This window comes from Rudaea sp., from assembly GCF_057139185.1.
Genome location: NZ_DBNHDN010000017.1, coordinates 14,335 through 28,937, shown reverse-complemented (window position 1 = coordinate 28,937; position 14,603 = coordinate 14,335). Strand labels below are relative to the sequence as shown.

Genomic DNA, 14,603 nt, shown 5'->3' with positions numbered 1-14,603 from the left:
GCCTAGCCGACTTGCGCTCAGCTTTCGAGCGCCTGCCAGCGCGCGTAGGCCTGGTCGAGTTCGGCCTGCAGTTTCGCGAGTTCGCCGTTCGCGGCGAGGATCGCGGCGCTGTCCTGCTTGAAAAATGCCGGGTCGTTCATCGCCGCGCTGCGCGCGGCGATGTCGTTTTCGAGCGACTCGATGCGGACCGGCAGCTGTTCGAGCTCGCGTGCGTCCTTGTAGCTGAGTTTGCGTTTTGCCGCAGCGGCGGATTCCTTTCGCTCGTCAACCCGGCGCAAGCCGGGATCCGGCGTATCCGTCATGTCGGCGTCAGCCGGCATCCCTTTCATCTGTATTTCTGTTTCTTTGCCGGGATGGCGAGCCGACGCGGGTCTTTGCCGCAGCCAGTCGCCGAACCCGCCGACGTATTCGCCGACGCGGCCGTCGCCTTCGAGCACCAGGGTCGAGGTCACCACGTTGTCGATGAACTCGCGGTCGTGCGAGACGAGCAGCAGGGTGCCCGGGTAGGCGGCGAGCAGTTCCTCGAGCAGCTCCAGCGTCTCCACGTCGAGATCGTTGGTCGGCTCGTCCATGACCAGCAGGTTCGAGGGTTGCGCGAACAGTTTCGCGAGCAGCAGGCGGTTGCGCTCGCCACCGGACAGGCGCGTGATCGGCGCGCGTGCGCGCTCCGGCGAGAACAGGAAGTCCTGCAGGTAGCCGAGCACGTGCTTGCGGCTGCCATTGAGTTCGATGTACTCGGTGCCTTCGGCGACATTGTCGAGCGCGTTCCAGTCTTCGCGCAGCGCGCTGCGGAGCTGGTCGAAGTAGGCGATCGACAGGTTGGTGCCGGCTTCGATTTCGCCGCGCCGCGGCTTCAACTCGCCGAGCAACAGTTTCAACAGCGTGCTCTTGCCGGAACCATTCGCGCCGATGATGCCGATGCGGTCGCCGCGCAAAATCGTGGTCGAGAAATCGCGCAGGATGAGTTTGTCGTCCCAGGCGTAGTCGACGGCGCGCGCCTCGATGACTTTCTTGCCCGAGGCCTGCCCGGTCGCCAGCGTCATTTTCGCGCTACCCGTTGCTTCGCGCCGTTCGGCGCGTTCGCGGCGCAGTGCCTTGAGTGCGCGCACGCGGCCTTCGTTGCGCGTGCGCCGCGCCTTGATGCCTTGGCGAATCCAGACCTCTTCCTGAGCGAGTTTCTTGTCGAACAGCGCATTCGCCTGTGCCTGCGCGTGCAGGCGTTCCTCGCGGCGGCGCAGGTAGTTCCCGTAGTCGCCGGGCCACGATGTGACCTGCCCGCGATCGATTTCGACAATCCGCGTGGCCAGCGCGCGCAGGAAACTGCGGTCGTGGGTGACGAAGACGACACTGAACGGTGCGCCGCGCAGGAATTCCTCCAGCCACGCGATCGCGCTGATGTCGAGGTGATTGGTCGGCTCGTCGAGCAGCAATACGTCCGGCGCGCGCACCAGCGCCTGCGCGAGCAGCACGCGGCGTTTCATGCCGCCGGACAGCGCGGCGAAATCGATGTCGGCGGGCAGTTCCAGGCGCTCGAGCACCTGCGCGACGCGGCGGTCCAGGTCCCAGCCGTGCTGCGCCTCGATCTGCGCCTGTACCGTGCCGAGCGCCGCCAGATCGGCGGAATGCTCCGCGATCAGATGATGATATTGCGCGAGCAGGACGCCGAGGTTCCCAAGGCCCTGCGCGACCACGTCGAACACGCTGCCGCGCGCGTCCCGCGGCACTTCCTGCGCGAGCTTGGCCACGCGCACGCCGCCCTGTACGCGCAGCTCACCGTCGTCGGGTTTTATCTCGCCGGCGAGCAGGCGCAGCAGAGTGGATTTGCCCTCGCCATTGCGGCCGACCACGCACACACGCTCGCCCGGCTCGATGGTGAGATCGACCTGTTCGAGCAGCAGCGGTCCGCCGACGCTGAAGTCGACGCTTTGGAGCTGGATCAGAGGCATGGCGGAATTGTAAACGGTCGCGTCGTGCTGCATTGAAAAAAACGTCTTTCAACGGTTTCGCGGACAGTGAAAAATGTTTCACGCTTTTCCAGAGCGCAGCGAGTTCGGCGTGATTGCACTGGATCAAGTGCCAAACAAGGACGTGTTCATGCCGAGTGCGGCGCAAGTTCTTGCGCTCAATCGATACGAAAATGGCAAGTGCATCGACAACATCACCGACTGGGCGCTCGATCAGTTCCGCAAGCACTACACGCCCGGCCGCGGCAAGAAGGAACGGTCGATCACCAAGGAAGCGATTTTCCATTACGTCTACGCCGTGCTGCACGATCCCGTCTACCGCGAAAAATACGCGCAGAACCTCAAGCGCGATTTTCCGCGCATTCCGTTCTACGCCGACTTCTGGCAGTGGGCGCAGTGGGGCCGGGAACTGATGGACCTGCACATCGGCTACGAAAAAGTCGAGCCGTGGCAATTGCAACGCCTCGACACGCCGGACGAAAAAGCGCGCAAGAACGGTGCCGCGCCCAAGGCGCGGCTTATGGCCGACAAGGAACACGGCACGATCGCGCTGGATTCGGAAACCACGCTCGCCGGCATCCCGCCCGAGGCCTGGGACTACAAGCTCGGCAACCGCTGCGCACTGGAATGGATTCTCGACCAGTACAAGGAAAAAAAGCCCAAGGACGCGACCATCCGCGAAAAATTCAGCACCTATCGTTTTGCCGACTACAAGGACAAGGTCATCGACCTCATCGCGCGCGTGACGCGCGTGAGCGTGTGCACGCAGGAAATCGTGATGGCCATGCGGAGTGTGGTGCGCTGAGCGACGTATGCGAGAATGTCCGCGCGGGCGCGGTAGTTTCCAAATGGAACGGTTAGGGGAGCTTCGGCTTCGCTATGATCCGGGTTCGAGTCCCGGCGCCGCGCCCGCTCCGTGTGTCGAATTCGGAAGCACCTTGGCATCGCAGGGCAGGGGTAGCGCGGCGGCTCCATCATGCCTATTGCAAAAGTTATACCACCCGATATCGCTTCGGTGGTATAACAGATGGGACGTCTTGGGGGCGTAACGTCCCTGTGTTGCCAATCGCCCGCCGCGACGAGGCAAAAGCGACGTTAAACGTTTAACACCGGACCTGCCCTGTCCATGTACCGCGAATTGCCCGTTGCCGCGCAGACCGCCTACGCCGAATTGTTCGAGATGGTGCAGGCCCACGAGACGACGCGCACGCCAGCCGCATTGTCGGGCAAGGTGCTGTGGAAGACGATCAAGGGCCGGCGCTACGCCTATTGGGCGTTCAAGGAAATCGATGGGCGCAAGCGCGAGTACTATCTCGGTCCGGACGGGCCCGCCATCACGGCCATCGAGGAGGCGCGCGCGCGCGGGGTGCCGTCACTGGCCGCAATAGCGCGTCAGGCCGCAAGCGCGCTGGCGCAGGGGTGCGCGCCGGTTCCGCCCAAGCACTTCCGCATCGTCAAGCGCTTTGCGGACTACCAGTTCTTCCGCGCGGGTGGGCTGCTCGTGGGCACGCATGCGTTCGCGGCCATGGGCAACCAGCTCGGGGTCGCGTGGGAAGGCAATACGCGCACGCTTGATCTTGATTTCGCGCATCGCGGCGCAGGCGGCAACGTGGAGGTGGCGCTGCCCGCGGATTTGCGCATTGATGCGCACGATGCGTTGGCCTCGCTGCAGATGGGCTATCTGCCGGCGCTCGGCGGCCCCAAGGGCCTGGCCAGCCAGTACGTGAGCGAACGTGAACCCGATCTGCGCATCGATTTCATTACCCCGATGCGGCGCAAGGCCGAACTGCTCGCGATGCCCGATCTCGGCATCGTGCCGGCACCACGGAAGTTCCTCGACTATTTGTTCGAATCGCCCGGACAGGCGGTGCTGATCGACCGTGCCGATGCGTGCCTGGTCAACTTGCCTGATCCCGCGCGTTACGGGCTGCACAAACTGATCGTCGCCGCCGAGCGCGGGCCGCGCCACGCGAAGTACCGCAAAGACATCGCGCAGGCGGTGTGCCTGATCGACTGGCACCTGCAACGTGCGCCGGGGGCGCTGATCGACGCATGGCAGGTTCTGTCCGCCCGCGGCGCGGGTTGGGTCAAACGGGCCCGGCAGTCGTTGGGTGCCGCTCCCGCCGAGGCCAGCGAGATCGTGGAACGCTTCAAGACGATGATAAAGAGCAAGTGAACGAATCCGGCACAGCGCGGGACCACGCAGCCCCCGAACAGTGTGCTAGCGTAGAGCGACACCGATACCAAAAACCGCATCGAGTACGAGGGAGCCATGGAAACGCAAGTTCGTCGCACCAAGATCATCGCCACGCTGGGGCCGGCCACCGACGCGCCGGGGATGCTGAAGAAGATTCTCGCCGAGGGCGTCGACGTCGTGCGCCTGAACATGTCGCACGGCAAGCCCGAGGATCACGCGCGCCGCGCCAGGGAAGTGCGCGAGGTCGCCGCCGAACTCGGCCGCGAGGTTGCCGTGCTCGCCGACCTGCAGGGGCCGAAGATCCGCGTCGAGAAATTCCTCGCCGGGCCGGTGATCCTGAAATCCGGCGATCCGTTCGAGCTCGACTGCCGCACCGAGGCGCCGCCGGGCGACGCGACGCGAATCGGCGTGAGCTATCTGGGCCTGCGCAACGACGTGAAGGCCGGCGACATGCTCCTGCTCGACGACGGCCTGATCTCGCTCAAGGTCGAGAAGATCGTCGGCACGAGCATCCACACGACCGTCGTTGCCGGCGGCGCGCTGTCCGACCGCAAGGGCATCAACCGTCAGGGTGGCGGCCTCTCGCTCAGCGCGCTCGCGGAGAAGGACAAGAACGACATCAAGACCGCGGCGCAGATCAATGCGGATTTCCTCGCGATTTCGTTCGTGAAATCGGCGGCCGACATCGAGGAGTCGCGCAAGTTGATGCGCGCGGCCGGCGGCAGCGCGGCGATGGTGGCGAAGATCGAACGCAGCGAGGCGATCGGCCCGGCGCTGGCCGGCATCATCGACGCCTCCGACGTGGTCATGGTCGCGCGCGGCGATCTCGGCGTCGAGATCGGCGACGCCGAGCTGCCGGGCATCCAGAAAAAGATCATCCGCGAGACGCTCGCGCGCAGCAAGGTCGTGATCACGGCGACGCAGATGATGCAGTCGATGGTCGAATCGCCGATCCCGACGCGCGCCGAGGTGCTCGACGTCGCCAACGCCGTGCTCGACGGAACCGACGCGGTGATGCTGTCGCAGGAGACCGCCGCCGGCAAGCATCCGGACAAGGCCGTCGCGGCGATGGCGCGCGTCTGCGTCGGCGCCGAGCGCGGCTTCGACGAAGGCACCGACGAGTTTCGCGCGCCCGCCGTGCGCCTGGATCGCGTCGACCAGGCGATCGCGCTGGCGACGATGTACACGGCACGGCATATCGGCGTGCGCGCGATCATCGCCCTGACCGAATCGGGCGGCACCGCGCAATGGTTGAGCCGCTACCGCTCGCGCGTGCCGATCTACGCGCTGTCGCGCCGCGTCGGCGCACGCCGGCGCATGATGATCTATCGCGACGTTACCCCGATCGCGTTCGACGCGCACGGCGTCGATCCCGCGCACGCGGCCAAGGCCGCGATACAGACGCTGTTCAACCTCAATCACCTCAGCGAAGGCGACCGCGTGATCCTGACCACGGGCGACCACACCGGCCAGCACGGCGGCACCAACACGATGAAGCTGCTGCGCGTGGGGCCGGGCGGGGTGGCCGAAGGATTGGGCGATTTATAGCGCCGGGAAGACGGACGTGGGTGAGATTCGCGCGGTCACTTCTGCTGTGCATTCGCGCGGTGCTTCTCGAACCAGCCGATCGTGTACAGCACCTGGTCGAGCATGTTCGACGGCCGCGTGTTGATCTCGTGCGAGGCGCCGGGGATGCGCAGCATCGCGGTGTCGATGTGGCGCAGCTTGAGCGCCTGGTAGAACTGTTCGGCCTCGCTTGATGGTGTGCGGTGGTCGGCATCGCCGGTGATCAGCATCGTCGGCGTCTTCACGTTGCCGACGTAGGCGATCGGCGAGCGCTTGAGATAGTGCTCGGCGTTCTCCCACGGCACTCCGGGAAACCAGTATTTGGTGAACAGCGCGTAGAAGTCGCTGGTCAGCACGAAGCTGTACCAGTTGATTACCGGCTTGGCGACAACCGCGGCGCGGAAGCGGTCGGTGTGGCCGACGATCCACGCGGTCAGCACGCCGCCGCCACTGCCGCCGGTGACGAACAGGTTGCCCGTGTCGATGCTGCCGCGCGCGATCACCGCGTCGACGACGCTGATCAGGTCGTCGTAGTCCTGGCCTGGATAGGCGTTCTCGATCAGGTTGGCGAACTCCGTGCCGTAGCTCGTGCTGCCGCGCGGGTTGGCGTAGACGACGACGTAGCCTTGCGCGGCGTAGAGCTGTGTCTCCGGCGCGAAGTGCGGGCCGTAGGCGGCGAACGGGCCGCCGTGGATTTCGAGCAGCAATGGATACGACTTCTTCGGATCGAAGTGCGGCGGGCGCACGATCCAGGCTTGGATGCCGCGCCCATCGGCCGACGACTTCGCGTCTATCTCCTCGACCTGGCCGAGCATCTTGTGGTCGAGCAGGTTGGAGGAGAGGTCGGTCAGCGAGATCGGCTTGCCGCCGCGCGCGACGATGCCGACATCGGCAGGGTGGCCCAGCGCGTCGCGCGTGTACGCCACGCGCCCGGCCGCGCCCGAGATCGAGCCGCTCGTGTACGGTCGGCCGATTTCGGTGCCGCCGACATCATCGGCCACGGTCTCGACCTTGCCGCCCTTCGCGCCGACGCGGCCGATCCGGGTTGTGCCGCGTTCGTCGTAGGTGAAGTAGAGCGCGCCGTCGCCGTCCCAGACCGGCTCGGCGACGTTGATGTCGGTGTCGGCGGTCAACGCACTCGATTTGCCGCTGGCGAGATCGAGCACGTACAGATGCGCGGCCTGGTAGGGATGGCCTTTGTCGTCGAAGCCGACGTAGGCAAGCGAGCGGCCATCGGGCGAGACCACCGGATTGCGGTCGGGGCCTTTGCGTTCGGTCAGGCGGGTCAAGGCGCCGCTGTCGACGTCGACACGATACAGCTCGCTTTCCAACGGCTGGTATTCCCAGTCGTCGTTGAGGTTGGCGGAGACGTACACGCTCCTGCCGTCGCGCGCCCACGCGATCGGGCCGGAAAAATCGTGCTTGCCCGTGGTCACCTGACGTGCGGCGCCGCCGTCGGCGGCGACGATGAAGACGTGCGCATAGCCCGGATCGATGTAGCCGCCGCCATCGATGCGGTAGGTCAGGCGATCTATCAGCTTCGCCGGCTCCGCCCACTCGGCGCCCTTCGGTGCGGGCGGCACTTTCGCCAGTGGCGGATCCTGCGCGGGCACGTGCTGGGTGAAGGCGATCCAGCGACCGTCAGGCGACCAGGCGAGGTTGCCCGGGCCTTCGGTCAGGTGCGTGATCGCGGAGCTTGCGCCCGAATCGAGCCAGAGCACGTGGATCTGCGCCTTGCCCTCGCTCGCGCCGATCCAGGCGATGCGCTTGCCGTCGGGCGACCATTTCGCGCCGCGCTGGTCGGCGCTGTCCGAGGTCAGGGCGCGTTGGCCGCGGCCGGCGGTGTCGGCGAGCCAGAGGCTGGAGCGCTTGCGGTCCTTCATCACGTCGAAGCGCATGCGCTCGTAGACGACGCGCTTGCCGTCGGGCGAGAGCTGCGGATGGTCGGCCCACTCGAGCTTGAACACGTCGAGCGGGACGAAGATCCGCGGGTCGTGGGCGGGGTCGTCCGCGGCCGCGGCAAGGTTGGCGAGCAGGATGGCACCGAGCGCGAATGCACGCATGAATGATTCCCCGGGAAAAGACAACGCATTCTGCCATGCGCGCGTGCGGCGGCAATATGCCTTCCGGCATGCATGAACGTCGCAAAAACGCCTGGCCGTGTTCCCTCGAACGCTGCGCCTTGCGTATGATCCAAGCAACGCAGGCGCCGATTCGCGCGCGTCACAGGAGATCGAGATGAAAACGACGAACTGTCTTCTCGCTTTGGTTCTGCTCGCTGCCGCTGGCAGCGCGTCCGCGCTCGAGCGTGCACATCTGGTGCAACCCGCCGACCTGTCCAATTGGTGGCTCGTCTCCGGTACGGGCGATCCGAAGGTGCCCTCGTACGGCAAGGGGCTGACCGCGCCGACCTGCGTGGCGGTGTCCTATCGCATCGACCGCGGCGGCACGACGAGCCAGGTCAAGCTTGAAAAGGTTGCGCCCGAGGGCGACCTCGGCGCGGTCGCGGTCGGGATCGTCAAGGGCCTGCAATACACCGCCGCGCAGAAGAACGTCGGCAAGGATCCGGTCTACACCTACGTGGTCATGCCGTTCAACGCGCCCGACGTGAACAAGGGGCCGAGTGCGGCGAGCGAGCGTCAGCGCATCCTCGATCAATGCAAGCTCGATGATTTCAAGCAGCCGGCGGCGTAGCGATGTTGCCGTTGCGCTGACGAGCAGCGAAATCCGAATCGGCCTATAATTCCCGCCCCGCGATTTGCGAATCGCGGCGGCGCGCACGCGCAAGATTTCACTTTACGGAGTCATCCATGAGCATCGAAGAACTGGAAAGCATCGCCCAGGCGATGGTCGCGCCGGGCAAGGGAATCATCGCCATCGACGAATCGACGAGCACGATCAAGAAACGCTTCGATTCGGTCAAGATCGAGAACAGCGAAGAGAATCGTCGCGCCTATCGCGAAATGCTGTTGACCGCGCCGAAGCTCGGCGAGCACATCTCCGGAGCGATCCTGTACGACGAAACCCTCCGCCAGGCGACCAAGGCCGGCGTGCCGTTCACCAAGGTCATGATGGACAACGGCATCCTGCCGGGCATCAAGGTCGACAAGGGCCCCCACCCGCTCGCCGGATTCCCGGGCGAAGTCGTCACCGAAGGCCTTGACGGCCTGCGCGAGCGCCTCGCCGAATACGCCAAGCTCGGCGCCAAGTTCGCCAAGTGGCGCGCGGTGATCAACATCGCCGACGATGCCCCGTCGGGCACCTGCATCGAGGCCAACTGCCACGCGCTCGCGCGCTATGCCGCGCTGTGCCAGGAAGCGGGCATCGTGCCGATGGTCGAGCCCGAAGTGCTGATGGATGGCAACCACGACATCGACATCTGCTACGAAGTCACCGAGGCGACACTGCGCTCGCTGTTCGGCGCGCTGTACGAGCAAAACGTCATGCTCGAAGGCACGATCCTCAAGGCGAGCATGGTTATCTCGGGCAAGGATTGCCTGGAACAGGCGTCCGTCGACGAAGTCGCCGAAGCGACCGTGCGCTGCCTCAAGGCGACCGTGCCGGCCTCGCTGCCGGGCATCGTCTTCCTCTCCGGCGGGCAGACCGACGAGCAGTCGACCGCGCATCTCAACGCGATGAACCAGATCGGCCCGCATCCGTGGCCGCTGTCGTTCAGCTATGGCCGTGCGATGCAGTCGGCTGCGCTCAAGGTCTGGTCGAAGGATCTGGTCAAGAACTTCGCCGAGGCGCAGAAGATCGTCGTCTCGCGCGCGAAGGAAAACGGCCTGGCCGCGCTCGGCCAGTGGACGAAGGCCAAAGCCGCCTGATCCGGACCGTACCATCCGCGCGCGGCCACCCGGCGCGGCGGCGAGAGCAAACGGGCGCTACGGCGCCCGTTTGCATTTCCGCCTTCAGAGCAGGGTGTTGTAGGTGTCCACCGTCTCGCTGCCGAAGCAGCAGAACAAGACGAGTTGCGGCGAGATCCCGTGCCAGGCGCGCACCTCGCGTATCGCGATGCGCGCCGCCTGGTCGAGGGGGTAGCCGAACACGCCGCAACTGATGGCCGGGAACGCGATGCTGCGCGCGCCGTGCTCGAACGCCAGCCGCAGCGATTCGCGGTAGCAGCTCGCGAGCTGCTCCGCTTCGCAGTCCTTGCCGCCACGCCAGACCGGCCCGACCGTGTGGATAACGTGGCGCGCGGGCAGGTCGAAGCCGGGCGTGATGCGTGCGTCCCCGGTCGGGCAGCGCACCGCGGGGCGCACGAACGGGATCGCGCGGCAGGCCGCCGTCAGCCTCGGTCCGGCGGCGCGGTGGATGGCGCCGTCGACGCCGCCTCCGCCGAGCAATGTCTGGTTTGCCGCATTGACGATCGCATCCACCGCCAGGGTGGTGATGTCGGCTTCGATTACTTCGATTCTGGGCATCGCCCGGCTCCGCAGTCGATGACTCGTGGCTGGCTTCGCGTCCGCTTGCCTGGCGAGCAAACCTGCGTCCGGCGCGTATCCACGCAGGCGATGTGTCCGGGCGTCGACATATGGCCACGGTTGCCGGGCAATGCGGTTAGCATAGGCGCATGCAAAGAAAAAATCCCGGTACCGGCAATCCTTGGCAGAACGCGCGGATCAAGCCGCCCGCGCAGCGCGCTTCGTCGGTCGAGGCGGAGCACATGGCGCAGCACGCGCCGGCGCGGCCGCCATCGGCGCAGCGTCGCGGCGAGGAAGTGCGCGTCTATGGCCGCAATGCCTGTCGCGCCATATTCGCGCGGCGTGCCGACGACGTGCGCAAGGTGTATCTCGTCGAGGCGCGCATCGCCGAGTTCAAGCCGGTCATGGCCTGGTGCGTGAAGCAGCGCATCGGCTATCGCGTGGTCGAAAACGCGGACCTCGACCGGCTGACCGAATCGCAACACCACGAAGGCGTCTGCTTCGAGGTGCGCAGGATAGCGCCATGGTCGCTGCACGAGCTGCTGCAGGGAATCCCGCGCGCGCAGCCCGCGCTGCTGATCTGGCTCGATGGCGTCGGCAATCCGCACAACGTCGGCGCGCTGCTGCGCAGCGCGGCCAATTTCGGTGCGCGCGGCGCGATCCTGCCGGCGGGCACGCCCGCGTTGCCGGGTGCCGCGCTGCGCGTGGCCGAGGGTGGCGCCGAGGCGGTGCCGCTCGCGCAGGCGGCTGCGGGCGAGGACGTTTTCGCATCGCTGCGCGATGCGGGCTTCGCGGTGGCCGCGACCGTGCCGCGCGATGGCCGGGACTTGTACGCCAACCCGCTGCCGTCCCGGCTTGCGCTGATCCTCGGCGCGGAAGGCGAAGGCATGTCGGCGCGGTTGATCGCGGCTGCGGACCTGCGCCTGACGATTCCCGGCACCGGTGCGGTCGAAAGTCTCAACGTGTCGGCGAGCGCGGCTGTGCTGTTTGCCGAATACTGGCGCCAGCATCGGTAGTTCCATGCGTACTCTCCTCGCCCTTGGGTTGCTCGCATTCTGCGTCCCGCTGGCCGCGACGCCGGGTGAAGCGCCGGGATTCGATCTGCGTCCGGCGCAGGCGGTCGTCCAGCGCGTGCTCGGTCGCCGCGCGGGGCAGATCGAGTTGGCGCCGCTGCCCGCGCAGGATGATGGTGAGCGTTTCCGCATCGCGCGCGCCGGCACGCGCGCGCGCGTCGAGGGCAGCACGACGAGTGCGCTGCTGTTTGGCGTCAACTGGTATCTGAAGTACGTCGCGCAGCTTCAGGTTTCGACCAACGGCGAGCGCCTCGGCGACTCGCCGCTGCCGCCGCCCGACGCTCCGATCGAGCAGCGCGCGCGTTTTCCCTGGCGCTACGCGCTCAACCAGAATACCGACGGCTACACGATGCCGTACTGGGACTGGGCGCGCTGGGAGCGCGAGATCGATCTCTACGCGCTCAGCGGAATCAATGCGATGATCGTCGAGCGCGGCATGGATTCCGTGCTCTACGACACCTTTCGCGACTTCGGCTACTCCGACCGCGAGTTGCGCGAATGGATCACCCAGCCCGCGCACCAGAACTGGCAGTTGATGGGCAACATGTGCTGCTTCGACGGGCCGATCAGCCGTGAACTGATGGCGCGGCGTGCGAAGTCGGCGCGGCAGATTCTCGCGCGCCTGCGCGAGCTTGGCATCACGCCCGTGCTGCCGGGGTTCTACGGCATGGTGCCAGCGGATTTCGCGAAGAAATTCCCGCATGCCCACGTGATCGAACAAGGCGAATGGGCGGGTTTCACCCGACCCGGCTGGCTCGATCCGCGCGATCCGCTGTTCGCGAAAATCGCCGCGAGCTTCTACCGCCACCAGCGCGAGCTGTATGGCGATTCGACGATCTACGACCTCGAGATTTTCCAGGAAGGCGGAACCTCCGGCGACGTTCCCGTAGGCGACGGCGCACGCCTCATCCAGGCGGCGCTCGACGCGGCGCATCCCGGCGCGAAGTGGATGATGCTCGCCTGGCAGGGCAATCCGCAGCCGAAACTGCTCGCCGGCGTCGATCGCAGCAAGCTGTTCATCATCGACATCGATCACGACAAGGTGCCGCGCGACGACCGCATGACCGACTTCCACGGTGCGCCGTTCCTGTTCGGCGGCATCTGGGCGTTCGGCGGCCGCACGACGTTCGGCGCCGACATCCGCAACTACACCGAGCGGCTCCCGCGCATGGCCGATGCAAACCCCAACATGATCGGCACGGCGGTGTTTGCCGAAGGCATGGACACCAACCCGTTTGCATTCGATCTGTTCACCGAGATGGCCTGGCGCGACGGCGAAGTCGACGCCGCGCGGTGGACGGAGAACTACGTGCAGCGCCGCTACGGCGCGGCCGACACGCATGCGCTCGCGGCGTGGAAGATCCTGCGCGAGACGGCGTACAGCATTCCGCCCGATACGGTCGAGTTCCACAGCGAGCGCGAGGCCGGGCAGGAATCGCTGTTCGCCGCGCAGCCGGGCCTGACCGCGGTCCAGGCTTCACGCTGGTCGCCCGAGGCGATGCGCTACGATGCGAAGAAGTTTGCCGCTGCGTTGCCGCAGTTGCTCGCTGTCGCGCCGGCCCTGCGCGCGAGTGCGACCTATCGTTACGACCTCGTCGATGTGGCGCGGCAGACGCTGGCGAACGAGAGTCGCAGCCTGCTGCCGCGGATCAAGGCAGCGTTCGAGGCGAAGGATCGCGCGCATTTCGTCACGCTGACGCAGCGCTGGCTGGCATTGATGGATTTGCAGGACCGCCTGCTTTCGACGCAGCGCGACTTTCTCGTCGGCGTCTGGCTCGACCGCGTGCGCGGCTGGGCCTCGACGCCCGCGGAACTGCGCCGCCTGGACTACGACGCACGTTCGATCCTGACCACCTGGGGCGAGCGCAAGGCGAGCGAGGGCGCCGAACTGCACGACTACGGCAACAAGGACTGGGCCGGCCTGACGCGCGACTACCACATGCGCCGCTGGGAAGTATACTTTGCCGCACTCGATGGCGAGTTGCGTACGGGCGTCACGGCGCAGCCGATCGACTGGTTCGCCCTCGGCGAGGAGTGGAACCGCGGCACGCAGCGCTACCCGACGCGGCCGCACGGCGACAGCTACGCGCTCGCCGCGGAAACCGCCCGCGCCCTCGGCCTCGCCGATTGAGCGAACACGGACTCAGCCGCCGAGCGCGGCGATCCGTCGCGCCAACCAGCGCCGTTCCGGCTCCAGCCTCGCCGTGGCGAGAGCGAGACGGTACTGGCCCAGCGCTTCCGCACGGCGATCGAGGCGCTGCAGCAGGTTCGCGCGCGCCGCGGCGAACAGGTGACTGTGTTCGGTATTGCTGCGCGCGATCAGCGCGATGAGCAGGTCGAGTGCATGGGCCGGGCCGTCGACCATCGAGATCGCGGCGATGCGGTTGAGTTCGACGATCGGCGTCGGCTGCAGCCGCGCGAGCACCTCGAAAAGCCCGGCGATCTGCCGCCAGTCGGTGTCGGCATGGTGCGGCGCGCGCGCGTGCAGCGCGGCGATCGCGGCCTGCACGGCATACGGGCCGATGCGCCCCTTCGTGCGCAAGGCGCGATCGAGCAGAGCGGTGCCCGCGTCGATCTGCACGCCGTTCCAGAGCGTGCGGTCCTGGTCTTCGAGCAGTACGAGGTCGCCGTCCGCGGTCGTGCGCGCCGCACCGCGCGCATCGTGCAGCAGCATCAGTGCGTTGAGGCCCTGCACTTCGGAGTGCTGCGGCAGCAACTCGTCGAGCAGGCGGCCGAGACGGATCGCCTCGCGGCACAGGTCGCGGCGGATCAGCGCATCGCCCTTCGTCGCCGCGTAGCCCTCGGTGAAGATCAGGTAGATCGTCGCGAGCACGCCGGCGAGGCGCTCTTCCAGTTGCGCCGGCGCGGGCGTTTCGAACGGAATGCCGGCGTCGCGGATTTTCTTCTTCGCGCGCACGAGGCGCTGCGCCATCGTCTCCTCTCCGGCGAGGAAGGCGCGCGCGATCGCCTGCGTGTCGAGATCGCACAGCGTGTGCAGGGTCAGCGCCACCTGCGCCTCGATGTTCAGCGCGGGGTGGCAGCAGGTGAAGATCAGGCGCAGGCGGTCGTCGTCGAAATGCGCGTCGTCGAGGCGCGCGTCATCGGCCTGGATGAACGCATCGGCGGAAAATTCCGGGGCGATGCGCATGTCGAAGAACGTGCGCCGGCGCTGCGCGTCGATCGTCTTGTTGCGTCCGACCTGCACCAGCCATGCCGCCGGATTGGCCGGCACGCCTGTGGCCGGCCATCGCTCGATCGCGGCGGCGAACGCATCCTGGCGCGCGTCCTCGGCCAGATCGAAGTCGCCGAGAAGGCGGATCAGCGTCGCGAGCACGCGACCCGCTTCCCGTTGCAGCACCGTCGCGATCGGTGCCGCCAT

11 protein-coding genes and 1 tRNA gene are annotated in these 14,603 nt (G+C 66.6%); 8 read left to right on the top strand and 4 right to left on the bottom strand.

The window, feature by feature from the left end; all coding sequences use genetic code 11:
- Window positions 1-17: 17 nt before the first annotated feature.
- Window positions 18-1,946, bottom strand: a complete 1,929-nt coding sequence (locus AC16HO_RS06645) for an ATP-binding cassette domain-containing protein (RefSeq protein ID WP_395643737.1) — start codon at window positions 1,944-1,946, stop codon at window positions 18-20.
- Window positions 1,947-2,019: 73 nt separating this feature from the next.
- Between AC16HO_RS06645 and AC16HO_RS06640 the strand changes: the two genes are divergently transcribed.
- From AC16HO_RS06640 to pyk, 4 genes are all read left to right on the top strand, one after another.
- On the top strand, window positions 2,020-2,769 hold the full coding sequence (locus AC16HO_RS06640) for a type ISP restriction/modification enzyme (RefSeq protein ID WP_395643736.1): 750 nt from the start codon (window positions 2,020-2,022) through the stop codon (window positions 2,767-2,769).
- Between the two features lie 26 nt (window positions 2,770-2,795).
- A tRNA-Ser gene (locus tag AC16HO_RS06635) sits at window positions 2,796-2,875 on the top strand.
- 215 nt (window positions 2,876-3,090) lie between these two features.
- Window positions 3,091-4,140 (top strand): GSU2403 family nucleotidyltransferase fold protein, encoded by a 1,050-nt coding sequence (locus AC16HO_RS06630; RefSeq protein ID WP_395643735.1) that lies wholly within the window; start codon window positions 3,091-3,093, stop codon window positions 4,138-4,140.
- A 96-nt stretch (window positions 4,141-4,236) separates the two neighbouring features.
- Entirely contained in the window at window positions 4,237-5,709 is a 1,473-nt protein-coding gene (pyk, locus tag AC16HO_RS06625) for a pyruvate kinase (RefSeq protein ID WP_395643734.1), read from the top strand.
- A 35-nt stretch (window positions 5,710-5,744) separates the two neighbouring features.
- On the opposite strand, the gene AC16HO_RS06620 is transcribed toward pyk, so the two are convergent.
- The gene (locus AC16HO_RS06620) at window positions 5,745-7,790 is read right to left on the bottom strand and encodes a S9 family peptidase (protein WP_395643733.1); all 2,046 of its coding nucleotides are present in this window, start codon (window positions 7,788-7,790) and stop codon (window positions 5,745-5,747) included.
- Between the two features lie 175 nt (window positions 7,791-7,965).
- Here AC16HO_RS06620 and AC16HO_RS06615 point away from each other — a divergent pair, with 175 nt between their 5' ends.
- Entirely contained in the window at window positions 7,966-8,421 is a 456-nt protein-coding gene (locus AC16HO_RS06615) for an energy transducer TonB (protein WP_395643732.1), read from the top strand.
- 116 nt (window positions 8,422-8,537) lie between these two features.
- Window positions 8,538-9,554 carry a class I fructose-bisphosphate aldolase gene (locus tag AC16HO_RS06610; RefSeq protein WP_395643731.1) on the top strand — a complete coding sequence of 339 codons (1,017 nt, stop codon included), beginning with the start codon at window positions 8,538-8,540 and terminating at the stop codon, window positions 9,552-9,554.
- 84 nt (window positions 9,555-9,638) lie between these two features.
- Here the strand turns inward: AC16HO_RS06610 and AC16HO_RS06605 are convergent, their stop codons facing one another.
- The gene (locus AC16HO_RS06605) at window positions 9,639-10,151 is read right to left on the bottom strand and encodes an O-acetyl-ADP-ribose deacetylase (protein WP_395643730.1); all 513 of its coding nucleotides are present in this window, start codon (window positions 10,149-10,151) and stop codon (window positions 9,639-9,641) included.
- Between the two features lie 149 nt (window positions 10,152-10,300).
- Between AC16HO_RS06605 and AC16HO_RS06600 the strand changes: the two genes are divergently transcribed.
- Both AC16HO_RS06600 and AC16HO_RS06595 read left to right on the top strand, forming a co-directional pair.
- The gene (locus AC16HO_RS06600) at window positions 10,301-11,167 is read left to right on the top strand and encodes a TrmH family RNA methyltransferase (RefSeq protein ID WP_395643729.1); all 867 of its coding nucleotides are present in this window, start codon (window positions 10,301-10,303) and stop codon (window positions 11,165-11,167) included.
- A gap of 4 nt (window positions 11,168-11,171) precedes the next feature.
- The gene (locus tag AC16HO_RS06595; RefSeq protein WP_395643728.1) at window positions 11,172-13,355 is read left to right on the top strand and encodes an alpha-N-acetylglucosaminidase; all 2,184 of its coding nucleotides are present in this window, start codon (window positions 11,172-11,174) and stop codon (window positions 13,353-13,355) included.
- A 12-nt stretch (window positions 13,356-13,367) separates the two neighbouring features.
- Here AC16HO_RS06595 and AC16HO_RS06590 read toward each other — a convergent pair whose 3' ends face one another.
- The gene (locus tag AC16HO_RS06590) at window positions 13,368-14,603 is read right to left on the bottom strand and encodes an RNA polymerase sigma factor (RefSeq protein WP_395643727.1); all 1,236 of its coding nucleotides are present in this window, start codon (window positions 14,601-14,603) and stop codon (window positions 13,368-13,370) included.

Coding starts and splice junctions, on each gene's coding strand:
- AC16HO_RS06645 (WP_395643737.1), bottom strand. CDS start 1,946: ATGCCTCTGATCCAGCTCCAAAGCGTCGACTTCAGCGTCGGCGGACCG.
- AC16HO_RS06610 (WP_395643731.1), top strand. CDS start 8,538: ATGAGCATCGAAGAACTGGAAAGCATCGCCCAGGCGATGGTCGCGCCG.
- AC16HO_RS06615 (WP_395643732.1), top strand. CDS start 7,966: ATGAAAACGACGAACTGTCTTCTCGCTTTGGTTCTGCTCGCTGCCGCT.
- AC16HO_RS06630 (WP_395643735.1), top strand. CDS start 3,091: ATGTACCGCGAATTGCCCGTTGCCGCGCAGACCGCCTACGCCGAATTG.
- AC16HO_RS06620 (WP_395643733.1), bottom strand. CDS start 7,790: ATGCGTGCATTCGCGCTCGGTGCCATCCTGCTCGCCAACCTTGCCGCG.
- AC16HO_RS06600 (WP_395643729.1), top strand. CDS start 10,301: ATGCAAAGAAAAAATCCCGGTACCGGCAATCCTTGGCAGAACGCGCGG.
- AC16HO_RS06590 (WP_395643727.1), bottom strand. CDS start 14,603: ATGGCGGCACCGATCGCGACGGTGCTGCAACGGGAAGCGGGTCGCGTG.
- AC16HO_RS06640 (WP_395643736.1), top strand. CDS start 2,020: ATGTTTCACGCTTTTCCAGAGCGCAGCGAGTTCGGCGTGATTGCACTG.
- AC16HO_RS06605 (WP_395643730.1), bottom strand. CDS start 10,151: ATGCCCAGAATCGAAGTAATCGAAGCCGACATCACCACCCTGGCGGTG.
- AC16HO_RS06595 (WP_395643728.1), top strand. CDS start 11,172: ATGCGTACTCTCCTCGCCCTTGGGTTGCTCGCATTCTGCGTCCCGCTG.
- pyk (WP_395643734.1), top strand. CDS start 4,237: ATGGAAACGCAAGTTCGTCGCACCAAGATCATCGCCACGCTGGGGCCG.